The 26,429-nt window shown below is 34.1% G+C and carries 27 protein-coding genes; 7 read left to right on the top strand and 20 right to left on the bottom strand.

The window, feature by feature from the left end; genetic code table 11:
- Positions 1-134 precede the first annotated feature (134 nt).
- Positions 135-1,052: a hypothetical protein gene (locus Q0838_RS00350; protein WP_298950028.1), complete on the top strand. Its 918-nt coding sequence runs from the start codon at positions 135-137 to the stop codon at positions 1,050-1,052.
- 125 nt (positions 1,053-1,177) lie between these two features.
- Here the strand turns inward: Q0838_RS00350 and Q0838_RS00345 are convergent, their stop codons facing one another.
- From Q0838_RS00345 to Q0838_RS00250, 20 genes are all read right to left on the bottom strand, one after another.
- Positions 1,178-1,624, bottom strand: coding sequence for a PA2169 family four-helix-bundle protein (locus tag Q0838_RS00345; RefSeq protein ID WP_298950025.1), 447 nt, complete (start codon positions 1,622-1,624; stop codon positions 1,178-1,180).
- A gap of 183 nt (positions 1,625-1,807) precedes the next feature.
- Positions 1,808-4,504, bottom strand: a complete 2,697-nt coding sequence (locus Q0838_RS00340) for a carboxypeptidase-like regulatory domain-containing protein (protein ID WP_298950022.1) — start codon at positions 4,502-4,504, stop codon at positions 1,808-1,810.
- A gap of 12 nt (positions 4,505-4,516) precedes the next feature.
- Positions 4,517-5,287, bottom strand: a complete 771-nt coding sequence (locus tag Q0838_RS00335) for a GLPGLI family protein (protein ID WP_298950019.1) — start codon at positions 5,285-5,287, stop codon at positions 4,517-4,519.
- Between the two features lie 66 nt (positions 5,288-5,353).
- Positions 5,354-5,611, bottom strand: a complete 258-nt coding sequence (locus Q0838_RS00330; RefSeq protein WP_298950016.1) for a hypothetical protein — start codon at positions 5,609-5,611, stop codon at positions 5,354-5,356.
- 47 nt (positions 5,612-5,658) lie between these two features.
- The gene (locus Q0838_RS00325) at positions 5,659-5,973 is read right to left on the bottom strand and encodes a hypothetical protein (protein ID WP_298950013.1); all 315 of its coding nucleotides are present in this window, start codon (positions 5,971-5,973) and stop codon (positions 5,659-5,661) included.
- The gene (locus Q0838_RS00320) at positions 5,960-6,715 is read right to left on the bottom strand and encodes a GLPGLI family protein (protein ID WP_298950012.1); all 756 of its coding nucleotides are present in this window, start codon (positions 6,713-6,715) and stop codon (positions 5,960-5,962) included. The genes Q0838_RS00325 and Q0838_RS00320 overlap by 14 nt, the downstream gene beginning before the upstream one ends.
- A 57-nt stretch (positions 6,716-6,772) precedes the next feature.
- Positions 6,773-7,027, bottom strand: a complete 255-nt coding sequence (locus tag Q0838_RS00315) for a hypothetical protein (RefSeq protein ID WP_298950010.1) — start codon at positions 7,025-7,027, stop codon at positions 6,773-6,775.
- A 190-nt stretch (positions 7,028-7,217) separates the two neighbouring features.
- Complete coding sequence (locus tag Q0838_RS00310) at positions 7,218-7,430, bottom strand: hypothetical protein (protein ID WP_298950006.1); 213 nt, start codon at positions 7,428-7,430, stop codon at positions 7,218-7,220.
- A 12-nt stretch (positions 7,431-7,442) separates the two neighbouring features.
- A complete protein-coding gene (locus Q0838_RS00305) occupies positions 7,443-8,213 on the bottom strand; it encodes a GLPGLI family protein (RefSeq protein ID WP_298950003.1) in 771 nt (256 codons plus the stop codon).
- Positions 8,214-8,279: 66 nt separating this feature from the next.
- Positions 8,280-8,537 carry a hypothetical protein gene (locus tag Q0838_RS00300; RefSeq protein ID WP_298950000.1) on the bottom strand — a complete coding sequence of 86 codons (258 nt, stop codon included), beginning with the start codon at positions 8,535-8,537 and terminating at the stop codon, positions 8,280-8,282.
- Positions 8,538-8,592: 55 nt separating this feature from the next.
- Positions 8,593-8,889, bottom strand: a complete 297-nt coding sequence (locus Q0838_RS00295) for a hypothetical protein (protein ID WP_298949997.1) — start codon at positions 8,887-8,889, stop codon at positions 8,593-8,595.
- 28 nt (positions 8,890-8,917) lie between these two features.
- Entirely contained in the window at positions 8,918-9,673 is a 756-nt protein-coding gene (locus Q0838_RS00290; RefSeq protein ID WP_298949994.1) for a GLPGLI family protein, read from the bottom strand.
- 76 nt (positions 9,674-9,749) lie between these two features.
- Positions 9,750-10,052 carry a hypothetical protein gene (locus Q0838_RS00285; RefSeq protein ID WP_298949991.1) on the bottom strand — a complete coding sequence of 101 codons (303 nt, stop codon included), beginning with the start codon at positions 10,050-10,052 and terminating at the stop codon, positions 9,750-9,752.
- 16 nt (positions 10,053-10,068) lie between these two features.
- Entirely contained in the window at positions 10,069-10,335 is a 267-nt protein-coding gene (locus Q0838_RS00280; protein WP_298949988.1) for a hypothetical protein, read from the bottom strand.
- A 142-nt stretch (positions 10,336-10,477) separates the two neighbouring features.
- A complete protein-coding gene (locus Q0838_RS00275) occupies positions 10,478-10,651 on the bottom strand; it encodes a hypothetical protein (RefSeq protein ID WP_298949985.1) in 174 nt (57 codons plus the stop codon).
- A gap of 22 nt (positions 10,652-10,673) precedes the next feature.
- Positions 10,674-11,438: a GLPGLI family protein gene (locus Q0838_RS00270; protein WP_298949983.1), complete on the bottom strand. Its 765-nt coding sequence runs from the start codon at positions 11,436-11,438 to the stop codon at positions 10,674-10,676.
- An 11-nt stretch (positions 11,439-11,449) separates the two neighbouring features.
- A complete protein-coding gene (locus Q0838_RS00265) occupies positions 11,450-11,716 on the bottom strand; it encodes a hypothetical protein (RefSeq protein WP_298949980.1) in 267 nt (88 codons plus the stop codon).
- Between the two features lie 312 nt (positions 11,717-12,028).
- On the bottom strand, positions 12,029-14,599 hold the full coding sequence (locus Q0838_RS00260; protein ID WP_298949977.1) for a ribonucleoside-diphosphate reductase subunit alpha: 2,571 nt from the start codon (positions 14,597-14,599) through the stop codon (positions 12,029-12,031).
- Positions 14,600-14,747: 148 nt separating this feature from the next.
- Complete coding sequence (locus Q0838_RS00255) at positions 14,748-15,740, bottom strand: ribonucleotide-diphosphate reductase subunit beta (RefSeq protein ID WP_298949974.1); 993 nt, start codon at positions 15,738-15,740, stop codon at positions 14,748-14,750.
- 354 nt (positions 15,741-16,094) lie between these two features.
- Positions 16,095-16,658 carry a DUF3109 family protein gene (locus tag Q0838_RS00250; protein ID WP_298949971.1) on the bottom strand — a complete coding sequence of 188 codons (564 nt, stop codon included), beginning with the start codon at positions 16,656-16,658 and terminating at the stop codon, positions 16,095-16,097.
- A 467-nt stretch (positions 16,659-17,125) separates the two neighbouring features.
- On the opposite strand from Q0838_RS00250, the gene pyrH reads away from it, so the two are divergent.
- From pyrH to rpoN, 6 genes are all read left to right on the top strand, one after another.
- Positions 17,126-17,833 carry a UMP kinase gene (gene pyrH, locus Q0838_RS00245; RefSeq protein WP_298949969.1) on the top strand — a complete coding sequence of 236 codons (708 nt, stop codon included), beginning with the start codon at positions 17,126-17,128 and terminating at the stop codon, positions 17,831-17,833.
- Between the two features lie 43 nt (positions 17,834-17,876).
- The gene (gene frr / locus Q0838_RS00240) at positions 17,877-18,431 is read left to right on the top strand and encodes a ribosome recycling factor (RefSeq protein WP_298949966.1); all 555 of its coding nucleotides are present in this window, start codon (positions 17,877-17,879) and stop codon (positions 18,429-18,431) included.
- 130 nt (positions 18,432-18,561) lie between these two features.
- On the top strand, positions 18,562-20,751 hold the full coding sequence (locus tag Q0838_RS00235; protein WP_298949963.1) for a DUF5686 family protein: 2,190 nt from the start codon (positions 18,562-18,564) through the stop codon (positions 20,749-20,751).
- Positions 20,752-20,832: 81 nt separating this feature from the next.
- Positions 20,833-23,232 (top strand): efflux RND transporter permease subunit, encoded by a 2,400-nt coding sequence (locus Q0838_RS00230; RefSeq protein WP_298949960.1) that lies wholly within the window; start codon positions 20,833-20,835, stop codon positions 23,230-23,232.
- Positions 23,233-23,357: 125 nt separating this feature from the next.
- Entirely contained in the window at positions 23,358-24,806 is a 1,449-nt protein-coding gene (gene asnS, locus Q0838_RS00225; protein ID WP_298949957.1) for an asparagine--tRNA ligase, read from the top strand.
- A gap of 165 nt (positions 24,807-24,971) precedes the next feature.
- The gene (gene rpoN / locus Q0838_RS00220) at positions 24,972-26,429 is read left to right on the top strand and encodes an RNA polymerase factor sigma-54 (protein ID WP_298949954.1); all 1,458 of its coding nucleotides are present in this window, start codon (positions 24,972-24,974) and stop codon (positions 26,427-26,429) included.

Genomic DNA, 26,429 nt, shown 5'->3' with positions numbered 1-26,429 from the left:
TGAAATCGAGAGGCTCTCGTGAATTAAAAAATCGCTATTTGCAATGTTCAAAAACAGTAAGTCCTTTTAAAATTAAAAACCCTTACTGCTTCTTATAACATCACGAACTTAATATTCAACTTTAAAATTTTATCATGAAAACAAATTTTTTATTTTCACTATTAGTTACAGTAGTATGTACATCTACTGTATTTTCCCAGGGACTAGTGGATGGTTTTTTTAATCCTAAGGGCGATCTGTCTGTTACAGCTAGCTATACGCGCAGCACTTTTGACACATTCTATGTCGGGAAAGTAAAAGCAGACCCTATACCTGCTCATAATGAAATAGAACAAGATTTATATAATCTCTATGCAAAGTATTCTATCACAGATAACCTTACTGTTATCGCAAACGTACCCTATATAAACGCTCAAGGAAATGGTGTTGCAGATCCTGTAAATGGTACGACAGAGCAATCTGATTTTCAAGATATAAGTTTATACGGTAAGTACAGAGCCTTCAGTACAAAAATAGGTAAAACAAGACTAGATGGTCTAGGTGCTGTAGGTGTTACATTACCTAGTGGTTATGAGCCTAATGGAATATTATCTCTAGGTTCTGGTGCAGTAACGAGTAACTTACATCTAGGTGCTCACTTACAAGCAGACTCTGGTTTATTTGCTACGGCAGTTGCAGGATACAGTCTACGTGGTAATGCTGACGATAACATAGGTGTGAATGGTGGTAACGATCTAGATGTACCAGATGCTTTATTATTTATGGGTAAAATAGGGTATTCTAACGCACTTTTTTATGTAGAAGCATGGATGGATTACCAGTCCTCAACAGACGGTAGAGATATTTCTGACGCAGATTTTGGTGGTAGATTTCCAGAGACAGAAGTAGATTACACACGTATAGGTGTCACTGCTTATGTACCTGTACTTCCATCATTAGGATTAAGCGCTGGATATGGAACGCTAGTCGACGGCCGCAATGTAGGAGATTCTAATTATTTTAATCTAGGAGTGACCTATTCGCTTTCAGTCGGTTCTAAGAAAGTAAAATAATTAGTTAGTTCTATTTTATAGAAGAGAACTCTTACATGAAAATCACTTCTATAAACTCTAAAAAATAGGACATAAAAAAGCTCGATCTTAAAAGATCGAGCTTTTACTATTTTACTCCTATTCTACTAGGCTATTTCTTCCATGGCGCTTACTCTAGTTAGTGCATTTTGAATAGTATCCCTATGCTTTATCAACATATTCTTTGTAGATGGCGGTAAGGTAGTCTCTGTAATGATTTGATTATATTCTTCTACAGCGGTTTTCTCACCCCTTACAGCTTCTTCTAAAATTGCTTCTTCATTATTTGAAGTAAAAGTAGACTTTAAATTCATCCAGGTGCGATGTGCATCTCCTTTTAAACTCGTTCCTTTTTCAGGACTCTCACCATAACTTTTAATTTCTTCTTTTAATTCATGTCCAAAATTGTAACGTTCTTCCTGTTGACTTGAGAAAAAACCTTTTAACCTACTGCTATTCACCTGCTCTGTTGCCAGTTTATATCCAGCCTCTGCATCATAGTTTTTAGTTAGTAAATCATTTAATTTTTGGGATACTTCTTTTGTGTAGTTCATAATATTTGTTTGTATGGTTAATAATTAATTACACCACAAACATATAACAATGAAGTAGTTACAAACGACCGATTAAGACAGATTTAAAAAAAGCTTAGTAGAGATTTAAGATTACCCTACTTTATCTCGCTTTTATGTTAAGAGATTTAAGGTTTCTAATCCAGAATTAAATAAGCACATCTATTAAAACCTATACTTAACATTGAGTAATAAGTAACGAGGCAATAATCGATAAGAAACGGTAGAAGAAGAAACATCGTTTATAGAACTGGTTCTAAATCGCTCTGTATTAGTTAAGTTTCTTGCCGTAAATGAAAAGGAAAGAGGACTGTCCTTTATATTGTATCGCGCATCGAGATCGAGAAAATAATAAGTGTTATCTCCATCATTAATATTACCGAAAAAATAACGCTCTGATTTTACTTGCATATCAAACTGCTCACTAAAAACAAAAGATAGATCTAAAAAAGAGTTGTTATCTACAAAAGAGTTATTAAAACCAGAGGATTCTACCTCGCTCCATGCCCAAGTAGTACCTATATGATAATTAAAAATACCGTCAAAGGCAGATCGCATTTCTAGACCTAGATTATAGTTAGCACTTTCTACTTCTCGCAAGCTAGAGTTATTGAGTATATTTTTAAAATCGCTTTCTGAATAACCTGCTTTCAACTTAAGATTAGAACTCAACGCGCCAAAATAATAATCCATACCTGCATTTACATTTAAATTCTCACGGTCTTCAATGACTATTTTTTTAGTTTGTGAAAAGTTGGGTTGCAATAAAGAATTTGTAGAAAAATAATCATGATCTGTTCTATAACTAGCATTTAAACTAGCAAAAAATTGATCGCTCCAGTTGCCTAATTGGTAATTAAAATTAAGACTACTTGCTTCTAACTGGTTAAAATCACCTGTTCCTTTATTTAAAGAACGGAAACTGGTTAACACGTACTGATCATACACATCTAGAATACCAGCATTAGTCGTATTGTGCGATGCTCCTATTCCTATTCTGTTTTTTCTATTAATCTTATAACTTACATCTAGTCTAGGGTTCATAAAAAACGGCTGCTCGCTATCACTGGCTCCAGACTGTTCTAAGTTATTAAATAGTTGGTGTGCACCTACCGCACCAGTTAATTTTAAATCTTCCCATTTATAGAGGTATTTTGCTTTTGCATAGAGATCATTGACACTATATCTGGTATCATTTTCATAACCTGGTAGTGGAGATTGAATATTTCCGCTTTCGCGAAAGCGTAACTCATTTCCTAATCTATCCTCACGGTATTCATTACCTAATTGCATCTCTAGCAAGTGACCGTTTTTTTTACGGTCTAGATAATGAGCGTTAAAACCTGCATAGGTCATGCTGTTTTCTATATTCTGAAAAACAGACTGCGGTTGCGGGCTCGTATTAAACAAATCTTGAAAAAAGTACTGGTTCACATCATAATTTTGAGGCGATTTCTCGTCTATAAATCTACCTGTGAGCAATAGAACACGTTGCTCATCAAAACGATTTGTATAGGTCGTGATGTGATCCAGTCGCTGCGTGGCAGTAGTTAGTGCCTCTACGGTAGAGACATCATTAAACTGCAGGTTAGAACCTGCGTCGTTAGTGCGATCGCTATAAGAAGTGACCGATTCTATACTAGAGGTTTTGGACATGTCATAATTGAGCTGGAATTTTCCAAAACCTGTAAAATACCTGTTGCGCAGCAAATAATCTTCTGTATTTGTAAAGTTGGTATTATTTCCAAAAAAGCTGCTCGTACTGTTTCTAAAAAAGTCCTTTTCATCCCAATTAAAAAAGCCCAAGGTTTTAATTTTTAGTTTCTCCGTAGGATTAAAAATCGCATTTAAAGAAAGTAACTCTGCATTATTAAAATTAGAACGGCTGGCTTTAAAATTATAGAGTCCTGCTTCTAGGCTTTGTAAATTGCTTACTTGCTTGCCATCGCCCACACGACCAGGTTCACCATAGCGCATAGGACTTATAAGATTACCTATATCACCAGTGGCGTCCTGACCTGTAGAGTTTGCATTACCGAGAAAATAAAATTTATTCTTTTTACCAAAACTCATCAAATTAAAACGTGCTTGATAAAAAGAATCTCCTTCTAGATCTTGCCCTAACTCTATATTACCGAACCACTGCCGTTTTGCGTCTTCATCTAAGGTGAGGTTAAGGGCAACTTTATCACTTTCTTCTACACCTTTGAGTAGTTTATTATTAGAATAATGTTTTAATACTTCTATTTTGTTAAGAGGTTTTGCAGGCATATTTTTGGTAAGGATTTTATAGCCTTTTTCAAAAAAGTCATCACCTTCTACCATCACTTTTTCTACCTCTTGGTTTCCTATTTTAATAGTACCGTCTGTTTCTACGGTAAGACCAGGTATTTTTTTGAGCAGGTCTTCTACCACTTCTTCATTGCCTTGCATAAAGGCTTTGGCATCTATAATAATCGTATCTTTTTTAATACGTATGGGCAGGTCTGCGTTAATGATCACTTCATTGAGTTCTAGTTGCTGCTCTACCATGGAGATATTAATGGTTTGAGGCGTTTCTAGATCTTTAATAGTAACGGGAATAGTTTGCGCCGCATAAGAAAGAGAAGAAAAAGTAAGTAAATGCGCGCCAGTTTGCTCTGGTTTTATTTTATAAAAACCTAGCTTATCAGTTTGTGTAAAAGCAACAATACTACTGTCTTGAACTGTTTTAAGAATCACAGTTGCAAAGGCCACTGGTTCTTTCTTTTCATTTACTGCTATACCAGATATTTGTGCAGTGGAAATAAAGGAAGTGAAAAATAGAAAAAGACAGATTAGGGTCTTTTTATTTTGTCGGTTAATTAAAAAAGTTATTGTCAAGATGTCAAAATATTATTTTTCTTCGAAGTATTCTAATTCCTCACCGCAATCTTTACAGTTTTTATCTATTTGAAGAGGAGCGGCACCTTGTGGAAGCCTACTTGAAAGTTTGGCTATAAATTCCTCTTGTAATTTAATTTTAGTTTCAATAAAAACTGGAACTGACATAGCAGTACTTAAATCTTCTTCCGAAAAATCAGTAACCTTCATCTGAGAATCGCTATTCACACTAATATTTTTCACATTTATTTGAAAATAATTTTTATCGTCGTGTGCCTGCAATATTAAACCACTTAAACCATGTAATTTCCATGGACCAAAGACAACTGGTATTTCGGTTGTATACCACACCGTGTACTTTCTACCTCTAAAATTAGTAGTTGCTTTCTGGCATTTATATTCCCCTATTGATTTAATTTCATTACTTAGTTCCCACTTTAACTTAAAATCTTCTTTTACAAATAGGTGCTTATTCAAAATAACTTCACTAAAGAAGAATCCTTTATCTGTAGAATTAAAATAGAATTGAGGCTTTTTATTATCCCTTGTGGCATAGAAGGTCGTACCATCTTCTTCTTTTGTTTGACTTTTTTCTAAATTTGCTTTTACTTTTTCCTCATAGTATGATTTTTCTGAATCAAAATATAAATTGTAACTTTTTAAATAGTTAGCAGATTCTATTCTTTGTTCGTAAACTATTTTGCCTTGGACATTTTTTTGACCGAACATCATAATTGAATTACAAGCAAATATTACGAGAAAAAAAATATTTAAATTTTTCATAATTAAATAAATTAAAAACATCACCAAAATATTTTTTTCGGTGATGTTAATTAAGAAATGTTGAACTTAAGCTATCTTCTTAATCTCTACAGTTCCTTTTCCATTACATGGAACATCAATCCATTCGGTACAAGTTCTAGTAGTCTCTGACGTTTGAAAACAAGCCCTTGCTTGACAAGTTTCCAATCCATTTTGATCTACAATTGTTTGAAATTCATAAAAAACCTCTAATGATGTTTCACCTTCCGCTTGTTCCATTGGACTTGTAAAACTCATTAAACCTAATGAAGCTACAACTGTTAAAGCTAATAACAATTTTCTCATAATAAAATGTTTTAATTGATTAATATGAGTACGAAGAAACTAAGAAACTAAGAAACTAAGAAAAATCCTAATTTTTTTTGAGTAATCTTATTATCATTAGTTAAATTAAATGTAAAAGTCTGTAACGCTGCTTTCTTTACAGTTATATAAAATACTGGTTTATCAGTTTGTGTAAAAGCAACAATAGTGCTGTCTTGAGCTGTTTTAAGAATCACAGTTGCAAAGGCTACTGGTTCTTTCTTTTCATTTACTGCTATACCAGATATTTGAGCAGTGGAAATAAAGGAGGTGAAAAATAGAAAAAGACAGATTAGGGTCTTTTTCTTAAATTTTGATAAGTTTTTAAATTTATTTTTTTTCATCTTCTATTTCCCATTCATAAACTGTTTCTATACCTAATCTTTTTCTTTTTGGTATGGTTGTAATAGTTCCCTTTGGCAATTTTGATAAAACTCTTGCTCTCAGTTTTTTCATATCTAAATCAACTAATTCATGATATTTTTTTAAACCCACATCCTTAGTCATCCTTGTTATTTTTGGGATCTCATAATTTGAATTCGTTGTAATTCTTTTCACACTCCATAAATAATACTTGTTCCTATCTGCTATTTGCATAATCAAACCTGGAAGACCATTAAATTTCCATGGACCATGAATAGTTGCTATATCTTGTGTAAACCATGCTGTATAAACTCTACCTCTAAAACTTGTTGTCGCCTTCTGGCATTTATAGTTTTGTATTGTCTTATAATCGTCATACAAAGTCCAATGATAAATAGGCAATTTTTCATTTACCATAAAATAATCTTTTCCGTCGTAGGATTCAAAACTACTTAAACTATTACGTTTGGTGTTTTTAAAGATATATTTATCATCAACACCACCTAACATAATGTTTCCGTTAGACATAGAACTGTCCTCAGAGTCATTTAAATTCTGTCGTACATAGTAAACGGAAGAATCCTGCTCAATTCTTAATAACGATTCAAAAGTATCATTTAACAGAGAGTCATAATAATCATATTTAACTGTAAGAGTATTCGATGAATTTTGGGATAAACCTGCAAAAGATACTAGTAATATCAATAACGAAATCAATTTCATATTAAATAAGTTAGAAAGACTTGTAAAAGAGCATTTCACAAGTCTTTACATTAATTACTATAGGTTACCTTTAATAAATGCCGCTAATGTGCGCTTACCCATTTCCGTGCAAACCTCTGGTGTATTTGCCGGTAATGAAATAGAGTAAACAACTTCACCAGTCCTTCTATTAACAATCTCTATGTTACAAGTTCCAAAATCTTCCAATTTAAAAGACTCAAAACCTACTAAACTTTCAGAAGATCTTCCTACAGAAAACCCACTACTCAACATAAATACTCCAGCAAGTGCTGCAAAAACTAATTTTCTCATAATAAAATATTTTAATTGATTAATATGAGCACTAAGAAACTAAGAAACTAAGAAACTAAGAAACTAAGAAACTAAGAAACTAAGAAACTAAGAAACTAAGAAACTAAGAAAAATCCTAATTTTTTTTGAGTAATCTTATTATCATTAGTTAAATTAAATATAAAAGTCTGTAACGCTGCTTTCTTTACAGTTATATACATACTGGTTTATCAATTTGAGTAAAAGCCACAATACTACTGTCTTGAACTGTTTTAAAAATCACAGTTGCAAAGGCTACTGGTTCTTTCTTTTCATTTACTGCTATACCAGATATTTGTGCAGTGGAAATAAAGGAGGTGAAAAATAGAAAAAGACTGATTAGGGTCTTTTTCTTTTGTCGGTTAATTAAAAAAGTTATTGTCAAGATGTCGAAATATTATTTTTCTTCGAAGTATTCTAATTCCTCACCGCAATCTTTACAGTTTTTATCTATTTGAAGAGGAGCGGCACCTTGTGGAAGCCTGCTTGAAAGTTTGGCTATAAATTCTTCTTGTAATTTAATTTTAGTTTCAATAAAAACTGGAACTGACATAGCAGTACTTAAATCTTCTTCCGAAAAATCAGTAACCTTCATCTGAGAATCGCTATTCACACTAATATTTTTCACATTTATTTGAAAATAATTTTTATCGTCGTGTGCCTGCAATATTAAACCACTTAAACCATGTAATTTCCATGGACCAAAGACAACTGGTATTTCGGTTGTATACCACACCGTGTATTTTCTACCTCTAAAATTAGTAGTTGCTTTCTGGCATTTATATTCCCCTATTGATTTAATTTCATTACTTAGTTCCCACTTTAACTTAAAATCTTCTTTTACAAATAGGTGCTTATTCAAAATAACTTCACTAAAGAAGAATCCTTTATCTGTAGAATTAAAATAGAATTGAGGCTTTTTATTATCCCTTGTGGCATAGAAGGTCGTACCATCTTCTTCTTTTGTTTCACTTTTTTCTAAATTTGCTTTTACTTTTTCCTCATAGTATGATTTTTCTGAATCAAAATATAAATTGTAACTTTTTAAATAGTTAGCAGATTCTATTCTTTGTTCGTAAACTATTTTGCCTTGGACATTTTTTTGACCGAACATCATAATTGAATTACAAGCAAATATTACGAGAAAAAAAATATTTAAATTTTTCATAATTAAATAAATTAAAAACATCACCAAAATATTTTTTTCGGTGATGTTAATTAAGAAATGTTGAACTTAAGCTATCTTCTTAATCTCTAAAGTTCCTTTTCCATTACATGGAACATCAATCCATTCGGTACAAGTTCTAGTAGTCTCTGACGTTTGAAAACAAGCCCTTGCTTGACAAGTTTCCAATCCATTTTGATCTACAATTGTTTGAAATTCATAAAAAACCTCTAATGATGTTTCACCTTCCGCTTGTTCCATTGGACTTGTAAAACTCATTAAACCTAATGAAGCTACAACTGTTAAAGCTAATAACAATTTTCTCATAATAAAATGTTTTAATTGATTAATATGAGTACGAAGAAACTAAGAAACTAAGAAACTAAGAAACTAAGAAAAATCCTAATTTTTTTTGAGTAATCTTATTATCGTTAGTTAAATTAAATGTAAAAGTCTGCAACGCTGCTCGCTTTACAGTTATATAAAATACTGGTTTATCAGTTTGTGTAAAAGCAACAATACTGCTGTCTTGAACTGTTTTAAGAATCACAGTTGCAAAGGCCACTGGTTCTTTCTTTTCATTTACTGCTATACCAGATATTTGTGCAGTGGAAATAAAGGAGGTGAAAAATAGAAAAAGACCTGTTGGGGTCTTTTTGATTTTGGATTCAGTCGGCAAAACCGTAAAAATAATTTAAAACAAAAATTTATTTGAAATTAATTTCCAAGTTATTATCCTTAATACTATTTGTTTTGACTCTTGCACCTCTAGGTAGTTTAGCCTTAATTCTATCAATATAATTTTTTACAGCGTTCTCTTTATACTTAACATATTGATCGAAAGTAATTTTTTTTCCAATTTTAGGAACTGATAAAGGCTCAAATTCATCTAAATATTTTAATTCTGAAAGCGTGAAACTAATACTTAGGTCTAGTGTAGAAGCTTGTATAATTAAGCCAGGTAAACCTTGAAATTTCCATGGTCCAAACATAGTTGGAATATCCAGGGAATACCAAACTTCATAAAACCTACCTCTAAAATCTAGTTTGGCTTTTTTGCAATTAAAGGATCCTATTTTCTTTTGCTCATTGGTAAGTATCCAATTTAATTTAGGAGTTTGCTCAGTGACAACTACTGGAATTAGAGAACCATCATTGTAAACAAAATCTCTAAAAACAATCTGTTTTCCGTTATTATAATATTGTTTACCTATGCTATCATTTGACTCGATTCTGAAACTATAAGAATTTTCTTCTTCATTATAACCATCAGTTTTTCCTATTGCTTTATGTTCAATAAATTCTGAAAAAGAATCGTCAGGGCTTATTAACAAATTTATTTTTTGGTCTTTATTATTCTTAAAATTTAAAAAATGATAAGTCACAAATAGTTGATTGTCATTTTGGCCTTTACTAATTAATCCAATAAATGAGAAAAATAAAATTAGAATTGTAGTTTTCAATATAATAAATTTTAAAAGGTGAAACCTTTCACGGTTCCACCTTTAATAAAATAATTTAGTCTTTTAATTAAATAATCTAGTCTTGCATTACTAAAACGGCAGCAGCCACTTTAGCTTTAAGAATGCCGCAGCCTAAGTAGGTAACATCTTCTATTGTAATCTCTAATTCAACTTCAACACCGTCAAATGTTCCGCTAATCGTTACTGTGCAGTCCATAACATCTGAACTCTCGATTTGAAAAACGGATTGATCACGTTTTTGGTAATCTAGAATTTCCAAATCTAATGAGTTCTTGGAAAGAACTTCTTTATTAATTGTAGTTGCAAAAGATACGGTGCTAAAAATACAAAATGCTAATGTTAATAGTAAACTTTTCATATATGATTATTTAAACTTATTTATTTGCAGCGATTTCTTTAACCATTGCTATTGAATCTTTAATACAACTTCCAGAATCGCTAGTAAACGTAATATCAAGATCAATTTCCTTTCCATCTATTGTTCCTTTAACGACTAAATGACATTCTTTAATTAATTCAACCTTTTCCATGTCTATTGAATTCGAGTCAGTCGTTAATGTAATAGAAGAATCGTTGAAAGTAGAAAACCCACTACTCAACATAAATACTCCAGCAAGTGATGCAAAAACTAATTTTCTCATAATAAAATGTTTTAATTGATTAATATGAGTACGAATAAACTAAGAAACTAAGAAACTAAGAAAAATCCTAATTTTTTGTGAGTAATCTTATTATCGTTAGTTAAATTAAATGTAAAAGTCTGCAACGCTACTCTCTTTACAGTTATATAAAAACTGGTTTATCAGTTTGTGTAAAAGCCACAATACTAATGCCTTGTGCCGTTTTAAGAATTACAACAACAGGTTCTTGCTGCGCATAAGTTACCGTAACAGATATTTGAGAATTAAGAGTGCTGCAGGTGAAAAATAGAAAAAGACCTGTTGAGGTCTTTTTCATTGAATACGTAATAAGTTTAGACTTACTTTTTTTCATTTTGAGTTTCCCATTCAAAAATAAGTTCCTGTACGTTAGAATCGAATCGATTTAGTTTTTTACCTGACTCAATTCGTGCTCCTTTGGGTAATCTCGACTTTAATATTTCTAAATATTTACTAACTTCTATTTCTTCCTTTATTGAAACGAAAGCCTTTATATCAAGTTTTTCTCCACAAGATTTAAAAGTCCTTTTATTTTCATTCTTTTTTAAATCAATGCTTACAGCTTCATAAGATACGTAGAAATCAGCTTCATATAAATGTAATATTATACCTGGTAAACCGTGAAATTTCCAAGGCCCAACTTTTTCTTTATAATGAGTAAACCATGCTATATATTTCCTGCCTCTAAATTCAGTCATAGCCTTATGACACAATAGGTTACCAATTAACTTTTGATCTTCCATTAATGTCCATTTATGATCTATGGTATTATCTAGTACTAAATAAGAATCATGTGCAATATTTGATTGAATCCATAACTCATTCCTATTAGTTTGTGTCTTAATCCAATTTTTACATCGTAGATTTAAATCAACTTCCTTTTTATTGTTATTAACTTCAAGTTTTGTCTTATAACTAGGAACGTAAAAAGAAACAGAGTCATTAAAATAAAGAATAGATTGAGCAATAATATGAGTTGAATTTGAGAAGGAAACCTGATATTTTATTGTTTTGTAATCCTTTATCTCTTGCGCATTTGATGAACAAAAAAGAATGAGAGCGAGAATGCTTATTTGTAGCTTCAAATTAACCTATATTATCTTAACCTGATCACAGTTAACTCAGTTCCACCACATGCATCATAACTGTCAGGATGGCTTACCCAACCTTCCCAAAGTCTAGTGCTGTTTCCTTCAAAATCAACTACTGTGAGGCTAGTCCAAACTCTGCATGTAAACATTTCAAGATTTGATTCATAGATCATTACGGTTTCCCCTTGAACTTTTTCTAATAATTCAAAATCATTACCTTCTACTAACGAGTTATCGCTCAAATCATCAAAAGATGAAAACCCATTACTCATCATAAATACTCCAGCCAGTGCTGCAAAAACTAATTTTTTAATAATAAAATGTTTTAATTGATTAATATGAGTACGAAGAAACTAAGAAACTAAGAAACTAAGAAAAATCCTAATTTTTTTGTGAGTAAAACTAATTTTTGACCCTTGATTTATACTTATTGTCAATAAAGATATTAAAAAACTATTGAAATATTTTAAGAATAGGTAAGTGAATTTTTAATCATTCCGCTTTCGCGAAAGCGAAACTATAGAACATAAAAAAGCCCAATCATAGGATTAGGCTTTTAAACGTTTTAGTTATAGTAGTAAAAATTATGAACCGCACATTTCACAGTCGTCACCATTACTAGCGGCGTCTTTTGCACGTTGCAGGATTAATTTATATTCATCGGCAGTCATTTCTTCATTATCTGTAATCACATTAGCATTCACGACTTGTTGCTTTTGATTGATCACATTTGCAGCAGCTGTAGAACTATCTTCTACAACTAAGGATTGAGACTGCTCTGGAGCTGGTTGTGACGCTTGCTGTTGGGCTCTTAGCGTACTCGCTGCTTGTGCAGGCGCTGTTGTATTAAGAACAGAAGTATCTACAGGTGCAGTAGCTGCTTTCTTTTCCTTTTTTACTGTAAATTTAATTGCATCAACGGCTGCCTTTGTCCTTAGGTAATACATTCCTGTTTTTAAACCACTTTTCCAGGCATAGAAGTGCATAGAGGTAAGCTTAGAAGTAGTCACGTTTTCCATGAAGAGGTTTAAGGATTGCGACTGGTCGATAAAGAAACCTCTATCGCGAGACATATCTATAATGTCTTTCATTTTTAATTCCCATACTGTTCTATAAAGCTCCTTAATGTTTGCTGGAATACCTTCTATAGCCTGTATAGAACCGTTATTTCTCATGATGGCATTCTTCAAATTATCATCCCAAAGTCCTAGATCAACAAGGTCTTTAAGTAAGTGTTTGTTTACTACAATAAATTCGCCAGAGAGTGTTCTACGTGTGTAAATATTTGATGTATAAGGCTCAAATGCCTCATTATTCCCCAGAATTTGAGAGGTACTTGCGGTAGGCATAGGTGCTACTAGTAGTGAATTTCTCACACCGTGTTCCATTACCTTAGTTCTTAGGTCTGCCCAGTTCCATCTACCGCTTAGATCTGTATCGTTTACATTCCACATGTTGTACTGAAATTCTCCTTTTGACATAGGTGAACCGGCAAATGTAGAATATGGACCTTCTTCTTGTGCCATTTCCATGGAGGCCTCGCAAGCTGCAAAGTATAGGGTCTCAAAGATCTCTGAGTTTAATTTCTTTGCCTGGTCGCTGGTAAATGGAAGACGTAACATGATAAAAGCATCTGCTAGACCTTGAATACCTAATCCTACTGGTCTGTGACGCATGTTAGAATTTTTTGCCTCTACCACTGGGTAATAGTTGCGATCGATAACTTTATTAAGGTTGCGAGTGACTCTTTTTGTTACTTTATATAATGCTTTATGATCAAAGGCACCATTTTTAATGAACATAGGTAATGCAATAGAGGCTAGGTTACATACTGCTACCTCATCTGGAGATGTGTACTCCATGATCTCTGTACACAGGTTTGAAGACCTTATGGTACCTAAATTCTTTTGATTAGACTTTGTATTTGCCGCATCTTTATATAACATATATGGTGTACCGGTCTCAATTTGAGACTCTAGTATCTTATCCCATAATTCACGAGCCTGAATGGTTTTGCGACCTTTTCCTTCTTGTTCATATTTAGTATAAAGTGCTTCAAACTGGTCTCCATGTAGGTTATAAAGATCTGGGCACTCGTGTGGACACATTAATGTCCATGTATCGTTAGTCTCTACTCTTTTCATAAAAAGATCAGAAATCCACATGGCATAGAACAAGTCGCGTGCTCGCATTTCTTCTTTACCGTGGTTCTTTTTAAGATCGAGGAAATCAAAGATATCTGCGTGCCATGGCTCCATATAAATAGCAAAAGAACCTTTACGTTTTCCTCCACCTTGATCTACATAACGCGCTGTGTCATTATAAACTTTAAGCATAGGTACAATACCATTTGATGTACCGTTAGTACCACCTATGTAAGAACCTCTTGCGCGTATGTTGTGAATAGATAATCCTATACCGCCAGCACTTTGAGAAATCTTTGCTGTTTGCTTTAAGGTATCATAAATTCCTTCTATACTATCATCTTGCATGGTTAATAAGAAACAAGAGGACATTTGAGGTTTAGGCGTACCTGCATTAAATAAGGTAGGTGTTGCGTGTGTAAAGAACTTTTTGGACATTAGTTCATAGGTCTCTATCGCAGCGTCTAAATCGTCGGTATGAATACCTACAGAGACACGCATTAACATATGTTGCGGACGCTCTGCAATTTTACCGTTAATTTTTAATAAATAACTACGTTCTAATGTTTTAAACCCAAAGTAATCGTACCCAAAATCACGATTATAGATAATAGCCGAGTTCAAACGGTCTGCATTATCTTGTATTACTTTATACACCTCGTCAGAGATCATAGGTGCAGCCTTTTCGGTACGTGGGTTTACGTATTGATATAGGTCTGTTACTACGTCAGTAAAGGTTTTTTTTGTATTCTTATGCAAGTTAGAAACAGAGACACGCGCGGCAAGACGTGCATAATCTGGATGTGCAGTGGTCATGGTTGCTGCAGTCTCTGCAGCTAGATTATCAAGTTCACTAGTAGTAACACCGTCATACAAACCATCGATTACACGCATAGCTACTTTTACTGGGTCTACATGATTACTTAAACCGTAACATAATTTACGCACTCTTGCTGTGATTTTATCAAACATCACTGGCTCTTTGTGACCGTCTCTTTTTACTACAAACATATTGAACTTTTTTATTTGGGTTAAGAGATAAGAATTCTAGTCCCTTTCTCTTGTAATTGGGTTAACATAAGTGAAAATATCTTGATATATTTTCAGTAATCTATAATGGGGCGACTGTTACCGTTTTAAGTCGTAACGTTATTGCGGTCTAGAAATCAGCATCTAAAGAAAAAGAATCCATAGAATCCTTATCATCTTTAGTACTATTCATAACACCAGCCTTCTGGTACTCACCTACTCTTTTTTCAAAGAAATTGGTCTTACCTTCCATACCTATAAGATCCATAAAATCAAACGGATTAGTCACATTGTAAACTGGCTCACATTCTAATTCTACAAGTAAACGGTCTGTTACAAACTCTAGGTATTGAGTCATTAATTTTGCATTCATACCTATTAAGCTGGCAGGTAATGATTCTGTAATGAACTCGCGTTCTATATTTAGAGCGTCCACGATAATTTCTGTGATACGTTCTTTAGGCACTTTGTTAACAAGGTGATGATTGTGCAGGTGTACTGCAAAATCGCAGTGCATACCCTCGTCACGAGATATCAATTCATTAGAAAAAGTAAGACCTGGCATTAAACCGCGCTTCTTTAACCAGTAAATAGAGCAAAAAGCACCAGAGAAGAAAATACCTTCTACTGCTGCAAAGGCAATAAGACGCTCTGCAAATGATGGACTATCTATCCATTTCATCGCCCACTCTGCTTTTAATTTAATTGCAGGAAAATTTTCTATAGCTCTAAAAAGCTGGTCTTTTTCTGTGTCGTCTTTTACATATGTATCAATGAGAAGAGAATAGGTCTCTGAGTGTATGTTTTCCATCATAATCTGGAAACCATAGAAAAACTTAGCTTCAGAATACTGGACTTCATTTACAAAGTTCTCTGCTAGATTCTCATTTACAATACCATCACTTGCCGCAAAAAAAGCAAGAATGTGTTTTATGAAATAACGCTCATCAGAATTAAGAGAGTGTTCCCAGTCGGTAATATCAACTTGCAAATCGATTTCCTCTGCCGTCCAGATACACGCCTGCTGCTTTTTATACCATTCCCATAAATCATCATGTTGAATAGGAAAAATAACAAATCTATCTGGATTCTCTTGTAATATAGGTTCTGGAGTCGTCTGCATATGGCCTTTATTTATCTCGTTAAATTCTTAAAACTTAAGGGTTACAAAGATGGCTCAATTTTGAGGCGATATGAAAGCTTTAACATTTGCCTTTTTCACAAGTTTTCAACATCGAACTATTGTTAATTATTTAACTCAAAAATTTGATTTACAAGTGTTTAACATTTTATTTCGATGAGTGGTTTTTCACCCAATTTAAAAATGTTAAATCACTTATTTTATCACTACTGAGCCGTGATTTAAGGATTTTTCCTACGTGCATTTAGCCTTTTTTTGTAAGAAGTTATTCACGGTTTCATAAAAGTAGATCTATGGAAAAACGCTCTTTAAAAACGCAGATTTTGAATTAAGACTTTAAAAATCCTTTGCGATTTCTTCTAATTCTGAATACCATTCCTGACCAAATTTTCTGGTAAGCGGCTCTTTCAAGAATTTATAAACTGGCACGCCTAATTCTTTACCTAATGTACATGCGTCGTCACAAATATCCCATTTGTGATAATTTACAGCTTTAAAATCTGTATATTCCTGTATACGCACAGGATACAAATGACAAGATATAGGTTTGTAAAAAGTAGTTTTACCATCTCTATAAGCAGACTCTATACCGCATAATGCTGTACCATCCTCTTTAAAAGTCGCATAAACACACTCTTCATTATTAACAAGAGGAGTTTCTAACTCTCCATTCTCACGTTCTATCCATGTGCCTTGCTCTTCTATAACCGCTATACCTTCTGGACGCAAATAGGGCTTTATTTTCTCATATTCACGATCTAGTATATCTAGCTCCTTTTGTTCTAGAGGGGCGCCGGCCTCTCCTGCTACACAACAAATTCCCTTGCATGCTGTGAGATTACATACAAAGTCTTTTTCTAGAAGATCGTCTGACACAATGGTTTTTCCCAACTGGAACATAAGGTAGATATTTAGATTGCAAAGATAGGTTTTGTGCCTAAATCTTAGTTTTAATATAATTTCCTAAATATCAAGTATTTAGAAAACCATCTACATACTACTAAATTGCTTCTATTTACAGCTTATTATAAAATATAGCCATGCTTGTCGTTGTATCGCTTTCGCGAAAGCGATACCTATAACCAGAACTAGACCTAATTACATTAACAAAAAAGTCAAACATAATCAATACTACATTTATGGATCAATCATAAGTCCTACTTATCTACCAGCAAGAATCTATTCATTAGGATCAAGGGCATACCTAACTGGAATGAGACGGCAATAAACGAGCTATTTCTTTCTAATTTACCTCGCATATTATTAGTTAGAACAAGTGTCCTGTTTTATATAGATAGAACTCACGTTAAATAAATATTTAATAGGATTTCTAATTCATTTATATTTGCAGCACACACAACTATGTCATGAAATACAATCGCATTTTATTAAAACTATCTGGTGAGGCCTTAATGGGTGAGCGTCAGTACGGTATAGACCCTAAACGCCTTGCAGAATATGCAGAGGAAATTAAAGAAGTTACCGACCTAGGTATAGAGGTAGCAATAGTTATAGGTGGTGGTAACATCTTTAGAGGTGTCGCTGGTGCAAGTAATGGAATGGATCGTGTACAAGGTGACCACATGGGAATGCTAGCAACCGTAATTAATGGTCTTGCACTGCAAAGCGCTCTAGAAGATGCCGGTGTACCGACTCGATTACAGACCGCGATTAAGATCAATGAAGTAGCAGAGCCTTTTATACGTCGCAAGGCGATGAGACATTTAGAGAAGGGACGCGTGGTAATTTTCGGTGGTGGAACAGGTAATCCCTATTTCACTACAGACAGTGCTGCTGTGCTTAGAGCTATAGAAATAGAGGCAGACGTTATTCTTAAAGGTACTCGTGTAGATGGAATTTACACAGCAGACCCAGAAAAAGATGCCTCAGCAACTAAATTTGATTTCATAACCTTTGACGATGTGTTGAGCAAAGGTCTTAAAGTAATGGATACTACGGCATTTACTTTGAGTCAAGAAAATGAATTACCTATCATTGTTTTTGACATGAACACAAATGGCAACTTAATTAAGCTATTAAGTGGTGAAAATATAGGAACTAAAGTACAACTTTAAAAACGGCAATATATTTGCACAGCATATTATAAAAATACTAGTGATGACTGAAGAAATTAATTTTATACTAGATAGCGCCAAAGAAAACATGGATAACGCTATCACACACTTAGAAAAAGAACTTTTAAGTATACGTGCAGGAAAAGCATCTCCTGCCATGTTAAGCACTGTGATGGTAGACTACTATGGCAGCCAGACACCATTATCACAGGTAGCAAACGTGTCTACTCCAGACGCTCGCACCTTATCCATACAACCATGGGAGAAAGGTATGATTACCGAAATTGAAAAAGGAATCATGTATGCAAATCTAGGTTTAAACCCTATGAATAATGGAGAGAGCGTTATTATAAACGTACCTGCTCTAACAGAAGAAAGACGTAGAGATCTTGCAAAACAAGCAAAGGCCGAAGGTGAAGAAGCAAAAATAGGGGTACGTAACGACCGCAAGGTGGCTATGAATGATCTTAAGAAACTCGATATTTCTGAGGATTTACTTAAAAATGCTGAAGACGATGTGCAAAATTTAACTAACACGTATGTCGCTAAAATAGACGCACATCTAGTAGTTAAAGAACAAGAAATCATGAAAGTATAATAGATTGCTGTCTATTTAACAACAAGCCAGTGTCACGACTGGCTTTTTTTATACTCACAATATTCTACTGAGTACGTAGTTTTATAATTGCGCTTGTTCTATTTTTAAATTTTCTAAGCAAATCATTTTTATGAAGTTAGTTATTGGTATTTTTATTTTGCTGTCATGTACTGGTATGTTTGCGCAACAGCAAAGTAGCAGAGAGGCCGAAATTTTAATAACCAAGGTATTAATCTCTTCAAAAAAAAATGACCCTACCCATAAACTTAACTTCTACAAGTACGATGCTTATGAGAACCTTAAGGTTTCTGGAGACCCAGAGGCTCTTACCGGACCTGGGTATAAAAAAACAGAATTAAGAAAAACACTTAAGAAAACCGGTGTCTTCTTTGCCGAAAAAACATCACAACATATATATGATGATATAGAAGGATACAAAGAAATTATCACTGGAGCAAACATGCCTGGATTTAAAAAACCAGTCTACCCTATTTATAATATCGATTTTCAATCAGAAAATATATACGATAACACCTACATTATATTTGATCAGGAGTTTATAAGTCCGCTTAATAAGAAGGCCCCTTCTTTATATGATTTTAAAATAGACAAAGACACTATAATTAATAACAGACTTGTTTCTAAGATTATCTTTACTCCTAGATATAAAAAAGAAGCTCAATTATTTTACGGCTCCTTATATATAGATCATGAGACTAATGGTGTAGCAAAGGCTGTTTTCAAGAAAGCAGGCGATCTTAACATTATCGCATACCATGATTTTATTTATGACACTAACACATCTCTATGGTTAAATAGCTCTAGAAAACTTTATGTAAGAAAAGAGAAAACCAGAAAAGAATTAGAAATACTAGGTGCAAGACTAGAAGTAGGTATAGAAAAAAAAGTAGGTGATGATCAAAACGCTTCTGAAGAACTGTATTTAATTATAGAAGCCATAAACTCCAATTTTAAAACCAATAAAGAAACTAATTATGGTAGAAAGGGTCTTAAAATAGAAGTACAAGACAGCGCTATAACACAAAAAGAACAGTACTGGGATAAGTATCGTGGTGATGACGCCTTCTCTACCACAGAGCTGGCTGAGTTCATGGATCTAGACAGCATAGTCGCAGCGTCTAAAATCACACGCAAGTTAGAAACTCTAGATAAATTTAAGGTTGGTTATTTTCCTGTCAGCTTCTTTGATATAGATTTAAAATACTTAGTTAAATTCAATGATTATGAAGCTTTTAGAATAGGTATAGGCGGCCAGACTAATGAAAAATTAAGTGAGAAATTCAGAATTAATGGATACCTAGCCTATGGTACTAAGGATGCAGTTTTTAAACATAAAATAGGAATAGGCTACCGCATTAATAAAGAAAAGAATACCTGGTTAAACATCTATAAACAAGATGATATTAACGAGTTTGCTGCAGAGAGTTTTCTAACCGACGCAAGAGTCTACTCTCTATTTGAACCCAGATTAATTAATATACCTACCTTTTACTTGTATAAGCAATACGGTATGTCATTACAACAACGGTTATTTCCATCTGTGATTAGTGAGGTCTCGCTTTCGCGAAAGCGAATCACTCAAACAACAAATTACCAGTTTAATCCAACAGGAGACCCTTTTTCTGAATATATATTATCAGAACTTTCTCTAGGCGCGAGATGGAGTCCTGTCAGTGAGTTTATGCGCACACCGCAAGGTTATCAAGAAATAACAAAAGGTTACCCTATTTTAAGCGGGCAAATTACACAAGGAATAAAAGGTCTTGCTGGTAGTGATTTTAACTACCTTAAAGTATCTGGAAAAGCAGAGTACACCATTAAAAGACCTAACAAAACAAGTACAGACTTTATGCTAGAAGGACATTATAGCGCGGGAAAAATTCCATTAACGCACTTATATCATGCCTACCCTAACGCACCTAATAAAGATGAGATCTTACAGCGTTTTTCTGTAGCAGGTAGACGCAGTTTTGAAACCATGTATTTTAATGAGTTTTTCTCTGATAAACTTTTAATAGGACAGTTAAAACACAGGTTTGCCCCATTTAAAATATTCTCTTTTTTACAGCCAGAACTAGTATTGATATCAAAAGCTGCATGGGGTGATCTAGATAACGAGCAACGACATGAAAACATAAACTTTAACACCCTAGAAAAAGGATATTTAGAAAGTGGTTTTGAATTGAATAAACTCATCTTTGGGTTCGGTTTAAGTGCTAGTTATCGCTATGGAGCCTATCATTTACCTGATTTTGCAGATAACCTTGCTCTCAAGTTTACATTCTACCTAGAACTATAACGCGCTCCAAAGCATATTAAGTCCTCATTCCTTATTTAATTACGTGTTTTAAAAGTACCTTTGCACGCCTTAAATTGAGCCATGCAAAAGTTATTTAGTTTTGGATTTTGGAACAGTATCGCTAGACTTATACTGCGCAATAGAGAAGTTATTCTAGCTATAATAGTTATCGCAACTATTGCGCTAGCCTCGCAATGGAAATACATGCAGTTTACTCATACAGAGGCTAACTTACTACCTGATGACCACCCTGTAAATGAAGAGTACAATGAATTTCTAGAAAAATTTGGTGAAGAAGGCAATCTTATCATATTAGGTATAGAAAACAAAAATCTAGATAATTATCAACGATTCAATGCCTGGAATAAAATAGCAGACTCTCTAGCTACATTTAAAGAAGTAGAATTAGTACTCTCTACCTCTAACCTGCCTAATCTTACTAAAAATAGCGATAACACAAAGTTTATAGTAGAGCCTTTTCTTAAAAAACCTCTTAACAGTGATGCTGAACTAGCTGCATTTAAAAAGAAACTTTTTAACGATTTACCTTTCTATAAGAACCTCATCTATTCAGAAAATGATAGCGTTATACGTACCGCTGTTTATCTTAAAAAAGACATCGTAAATACTGTCCTGCGCAAAGATTTTATAATTGACAAATTTCAACCAATTATAGATCAATACTCTGGCGAGAATCAACTAGATATTAAAGTATCTGGAATGCCTTATATAAGAACCCTAAACGCTCAAAATATAGTAGATGAGATAGGAATGTTCTTACTGGCAGCACTAGCCATCACGTCTGGTATTTTCTTCTTTTTCTTTAGATCCTGGCGCGCTACTTTTATTTCTATAGTCACCGTAGTTATAGGTGTAATGTGGGCTTTTGGTATCCTAGGCTGGATAGGCTATGAAATTACTGTGCTTACCGCATTAATACCACCACTTATTATTGTTATCGGGATTCCCAACTGTATATTCTTAATCAATAAGTACCAGCAAGAAATCAAAAAACACGGTAATCAGGCAAAGTCTTTACAGCGTGTTATTACTAAAGTAGGTAACGCCACTTTAATGACTAACCTAACCACAGCCAGTGGTTTTGCTACTTTCATTTTCACAGAAAGTAAATTGCTAGTAGAATTTGGTGTAGTAGCGAGCATATGTATTATCGCCATATTTTTACTTAGCCTAATGATTATACCTATCGTTTACAGTTACCTCTCCATTCCTAAGGAGCGACACTTAAAACACCTAGGTAAAACGTGGATCAACAAATTTGTAGACTGGAATGAACGCATGGTAAAAAGACAGCGCATTCCTATTTACATAACAAGCGTGGTAGTTCTTATTATGAGTTTTATAGGAATATACCAGATTAAAGTCTCTGGTAGTCTTATAGAAGACATGCCTAAAAGTATGCAGTTCTATAAAGACATTAAGTTTTTTGAAAAAAGCTTTGACGGTATCATGCCATTAGAAATTTTAGTGCACAGTAAAAACGAAAAAGTAACTTCTTTAAAAACACTAAAAAGACTTAACAAGCTAGAAGAACATATAATAGAAACACCAGGATTATCGAGACCTATGTCTATCGTGTCTGCCGTAAAATTCAGCAAACAGGCACATTATGGTGGCGATCCAGAGTACTTTGATCTACCATCTACTTATGACGCAGTTACTATGTCTAAGCTGGTAAAGAAAAGCTCTAACGACATTTCTTTAATGAAAAGCTTTGTAGACAGTACAGGACAAAATGCTCGCATCACCACATTCATGAAAGATATGGGGACAGATCGCATGGAACGTGTAGAAGAAAACCTAAGAGAAAAAATTAAAACCATATTTCCAGAAGAACGTTATGAAGTAACCCTAACCGGTAAAGCCCTCGTTTTCCAAAAAGGGACCAACTATCTTATCAATAATCTTATTCTATCTCTATCACTAGCTATAGTACTTATAGCCGTATTCATGGCATGGATGTTCAAATCCCTACGCATGATTTTTGTATCACTCGTTCCTAACTTGTTGCCATTATTAATTACTGCTGGACTTATGGGCTACCTAGGCGTACCTATTAAACCATCTACTATACTTGTATTCTCCATCGCATTTGGAATATCAGTGGACGACACGATTCACTTTCTAGCAAAATACCGTCAGGAACTCATCGCAAACGATTGGAAGATTAAAAAGTCAGTTTATGGCGCCTTAAAAGAAACCGGTGTGAGTATGTTTTACACATCCATCGTTTTGTTCTTTGGCTTCTTAACCTTTACCGCATCCAGCTTTGGCGGTACCGTAGCGCTAGGTGCTTTGGTAAGTGCTACTTTACTTTTTGCAATGGCAGCAAACTTATTATTATTACCTAGTATGTTGCTTTCATTAGAAAAAAGTATTGCAAATGAGCGCACCATTAAAAAACCAGCGATTCCATTAATCGCACAAGATACAGATGGTACAGATGGTACAGAAGAGTAGGATTTTAGTTCCGCTTTCGCGAAAGCGAGATAAACACCAACACCATCATATTTACAATCATTATTAATTGTGCTTACGGCTCATAAAATTTATATTTGCCGCTACTTAATTTTTTTAAGAAACTAATGAAAAGAATAGCAGCAATACTCCAGTCTGATCCTAGTATGATCGAGATTACAGTAAAAGGATGGGTACGTAGTTTTAGAAACGATAGATTTATAGCGCTTAACGATGGGTCTACCATTCATAATTTACAGGCAGTAATAGAGCCAGAAAATTATGATCGTGATCTTCTAGATCAAATTAATGTTGCGGCAGCAGTCGCTGTGACAGGTACACTTACAGAGAGTGAAGGTTCTGGGCAGCGCATAGAATTGCAGGCTACTAAGGTAGAGATACTTGCCACTGCAGACCCTGAAGAGGTGAAGAAAACTATATTATCCCCTAAGAAGCATAATCTAGAAACGTTAAGAGAACAAGCACATTTACGTGTGCGTACGAACACCTTCGGCGCAGTGATGCGTGTGAGAGCAGCACTATCTTTTGCGGTACACAAATATTTCCAAGAACAAGGATTTTATCAAGCGCATACACCTATAATTACAGGTAGTGATGCAGAAGGAGCTGGAGAAATGTTTAGAATCTCCACACTAGATCCTAAAAACCCACCACTGGATGAAGAAGGAAACATTGATTACAAGCAAGACTTCTTTGAAAAAGAATCTAACCTTACTGTTTCTGGTCAGTTAGAGGCTGAAACTTATGCAATGGGATTAGGTCAGGTTTACACCTTCGGTCCTACTTTTAGAGCAGAAAACTCCAACACGTCTCGTCACCTTGCAGAATTCTGGATGATAGAGCCTGAGGTTGCATTTAACGATCTAGATGCTAATATGGATCTTGCTGAAGATTTTCTTAAATCAGTTATCGATTATGCATTAGAAAATTGCTCTGATGATATCGATTTCCTTGAAAACAGATTAGAGCAAGAAGACAAACAAAAGCCTGCTGCAGAGCGCAGTCCAATGCCACTGCGTGAAAAGCTGGAGTTTATAGGTAAGAATAACTTTAAACGTGTTTCTTATACAGAGGCTATCGATATTCTTAGAAATTCTAAGCCTAATAAAAAGAAGAAATTTAAATATCCTATTAATGAATGGGGTGCAGACTTACAGTCAGAGCACGAGCGTTATCTGGTAGAAAAGCATTTTGAATGCCCAGTAATTCTTTTTGATTATCCTGCAAAAATTAAAGCATTCTACATGCGCCTTAATGATAAGGATGCAAACGGAAATGAAACGGTAAGAGCCATGGACATCCTTTTTCCTGGAATAGGTGAAATGGTAGGTGGGTCACAACGTGAGGAACGTTATGATGTCTTAAAACAGAAAATGACCGACATGGAAATCTCTGAAGAGGAATTAGGATGGTATCTAGAGATGCGCAAATTCGGTAGTGTGGTACATAGTGGTTTCGGACTAGGATTTGAGCGTCTGGTCATGTTTGTAACCGGTATGGGTAACATAAGAGATGTAATTCCTTATCCACGTACTCCTGGAAATGCTGAATTTTAAATAGCACGTACATTTATTAAAGTCCCGATTTCCAAATTAGAAATCGGGACTTTATAGTTAAAACAAGTATTCAAAATTTACCTAATCCATGATTACTTATAATTTTAACAACTTTAGCACTTATCAAATAGGCTTTTAGTATTTTTACATAGTTAGAAAACAAACATGCTTAAACAGTCTTTAAATTTTAAATTATCTCAGAAATTATCTCCTCAACAAATACAGTTGATGAAGTTGATACAATTGCCCACACAGGCTTTTGAACAACGTGTAAAATCTGAACTAGAAGAAAACCCTGCACTAGATAGCGGTAAGGAAAAATCTGAAGACGAGTACGACGAGTATTCTAATCAAGATGACTATGACCAGGGTAATGAAACTGTAGAGACCGACATCAATGTAGAAGATTACTTAAGTGATGACGATATTCCCGAATACCGAACAAAAGTAAATAACTACAGTGCTGATGATGACGATAAAAGTGTCCCATATGCAGCTGGTAAGTCATTTACACAAACTCTGGTAGAACAATTAAATACTAGAAGACTAAATGAACAACATAGAGCTATAGCAGAGTTTCTAGTAGGTAGTATAGACGGTAGTGGTTATATAAGAAGGTCCATAGAAGACATTACCGATGATCTTGCGTTTACTATGAATATTTATACCGATGTGGACGAGGTAGAAAAAGTTCTAGACGTAGTGCATGATTTAGATCCTGCAGGTGTAGGAGCTAGAAATCTGCAAGAATGCTTATTACTGCAATTAAAACGCAAAACAAAATCGACCAGTATAGAACTAGCCATTAAGCTGATTAGAGATTACTTTGACGCATTTAGTAAAAAACATTATTCTAAAATAATGACTAAATACGATATCACTGAAGAAGAATTGCGTGATGCGATAGATAATATTGAACATTTAAATCCCAAGCCGGGAGGATCTTATACTGGTGGAAGCACGAGAATCGTGGAACAAGTAGTACCAGATTTTAACATAAGAATCAAAGATGGTATCCTTGAATTAACTCTTAATGGTCGTAATGCTCCAGAATTACATGTTTCTAGAGATTACTCTAACATGTTACGTGGTTATAAAGAAGCAAAAGAAAAGACAAAATCTCAAAAGGATGCAGTTATGTTTATTAAACAGAAGCTGGATGGAGCAAAGTGGTTTATAGACGCGATTAAACAACGTCAGGAGACACTTTTTATCACTATGTCTACGATTATGCATTATCAAGAGGAGTACTTTCTTACAGGCGATGAACGCAACCTTAAACCTATGATCTTAAAAGACATTGCAGATAAAATCAACATGGATGTATCTACCGTTTCAAGAGTTGCAAATTCTAAATATGTCGACACACCATATGGGACTAAATTGATTAAAGAATTCTTCTCAGAGTCTATGACTAATTCTGATGGTGAAGAAGTTTCTACAAGAGAGATAAAGAAAATTCTAGAAACGGTTATAGGTGAAGAAGACAAGAAAAAACCTCTTACTGATCAAAAACTAGCTGAATTACTAAAGGAAAAAGGATACCCTATCGCACGTAGAACTGTTGCAAAATACAGAGAACAACTAGATCTACCGGTTGCAAGATTGAGAAAAGAAATCTAG

The sequence above is a fragment of the uncultured Nonlabens sp. genome (assembly GCF_947495285.1).
Lineage (GTDB): Bacteria > Bacteroidota > Bacteroidia > Flavobacteriales > Flavobacteriaceae > Nonlabens.
The sequence above is the reverse complement of the archived record's forward strand: the minus strand, read 5'-3'. Positions and strand labels throughout refer to the sequence as shown.

Coding starts and splice junctions, on each gene's coding strand:
- Q0838_RS00330 (WP_298950016.1), bottom strand. CDS start 5,611: ATGAGAAAATTGTTATTAGCTTTAACAGTTGTAGCTTCATTAGGTTTA.
- rpoN (WP_298949954.1), top strand. CDS start 24,972: ATGCTTAAACAGTCTTTAAATTTTAAATTATCTCAGAAATTATCTCCT.
- Q0838_RS00255 (WP_298949974.1), bottom strand. CDS start 15,740: ATGCAGACGACTCCAGAACCTATATTACAAGAGAATCCAGATAGATTT.
- frr (WP_298949966.1), top strand. CDS start 17,877: ATGACTGAAGAAATTAATTTTATACTAGATAGCGCCAAAGAAAACATG.
- Q0838_RS00230 (WP_298949960.1), top strand. CDS start 20,833: ATGCAAAAGTTATTTAGTTTTGGATTTTGGAACAGTATCGCTAGACTT.
- Q0838_RS00345 (WP_298950025.1), bottom strand. CDS start 1,624: ATGAACTACACAAAAGAAGTATCCCAAAAATTAAATGATTTACTAACT.
- Q0838_RS00235 (WP_298949963.1), top strand. CDS start 18,562: ATGAAGTTAGTTATTGGTATTTTTATTTTGCTGTCATGTACTGGTATG.
- Q0838_RS00260 (WP_298949977.1), bottom strand. CDS start 14,599: ATGTTTGTAGTAAAAAGAGACGGTCACAAAGAGCCAGTGATGTTTGAT.
- Q0838_RS00265 (WP_298949980.1), bottom strand. CDS start 11,716: ATGAGTAATGGGTTTTCATCTTTTGATGATTTGAGCGATAACTCGTTA.
- Q0838_RS00335 (WP_298950019.1), bottom strand. CDS start 5,287: ATGAAAAATTTAAATATTTTTTTTCTCGTAATATTTGCTTGTAATTCA.
- asnS (WP_298949957.1), top strand. CDS start 23,358: ATGAAAAGAATAGCAGCAATACTCCAGTCTGATCCTAGTATGATCGAG.
- Q0838_RS00285 (WP_298949991.1), bottom strand. CDS start 10,052: ATGAAAAGTTTACTATTAACATTAGCATTTTGTATTTTTAGCACCGTA.
- Q0838_RS00325 (WP_298950013.1), bottom strand. CDS start 5,973: ATGAAAAAAAATAAATTTAAAAACTTATCAAAATTTAAGAAAAAGACC.
- Q0838_RS00305 (WP_298950003.1), bottom strand. CDS start 8,213: ATGAAAAATTTAAATATTTTTTTTCTCGTAATATTTGCTTGTAATTCA.
- pyrH (WP_298949969.1), top strand. CDS start 17,126: ATGAAATACAATCGCATTTTATTAAAACTATCTGGTGAGGCCTTAATG.
- Q0838_RS00350 (WP_298950028.1), top strand. CDS start 135: ATGAAAACAAATTTTTTATTTTCACTATTAGTTACAGTAGTATGTACA.
- Q0838_RS00300 (WP_298950000.1), bottom strand. CDS start 8,537: ATGAGAAAATTGTTATTAGCTTTAACAGTTGTAGCTTCATTAGGTTTA.
- Q0838_RS00320 (WP_298950012.1), bottom strand. CDS start 6,715: ATGAAATTGATTTCGTTATTGATATTACTAGTATCTTTTGCAGGTTTA.
- Q0838_RS00275 (WP_298949985.1), bottom strand. CDS start 10,651: ATGAAAAAGACCTCAACAGGTCTTTTTCTATTTTTCACCTGCAGCACT.
- Q0838_RS00250 (WP_298949971.1), bottom strand. CDS start 16,658: ATGTTCCAGTTGGGAAAAACCATTGTGTCAGACGATCTTCTAGAAAAA.
- Q0838_RS00315 (WP_298950010.1), bottom strand. CDS start 7,027: ATGAGAAAATTAGTTTTTGCAGCACTTGCTGGAGTATTTATGTTGAGT.
- Q0838_RS00280 (WP_298949988.1), bottom strand. CDS start 10,335: ATGAGAAAATTAGTTTTTGCATCACTTGCTGGAGTATTTATGTTGAGT.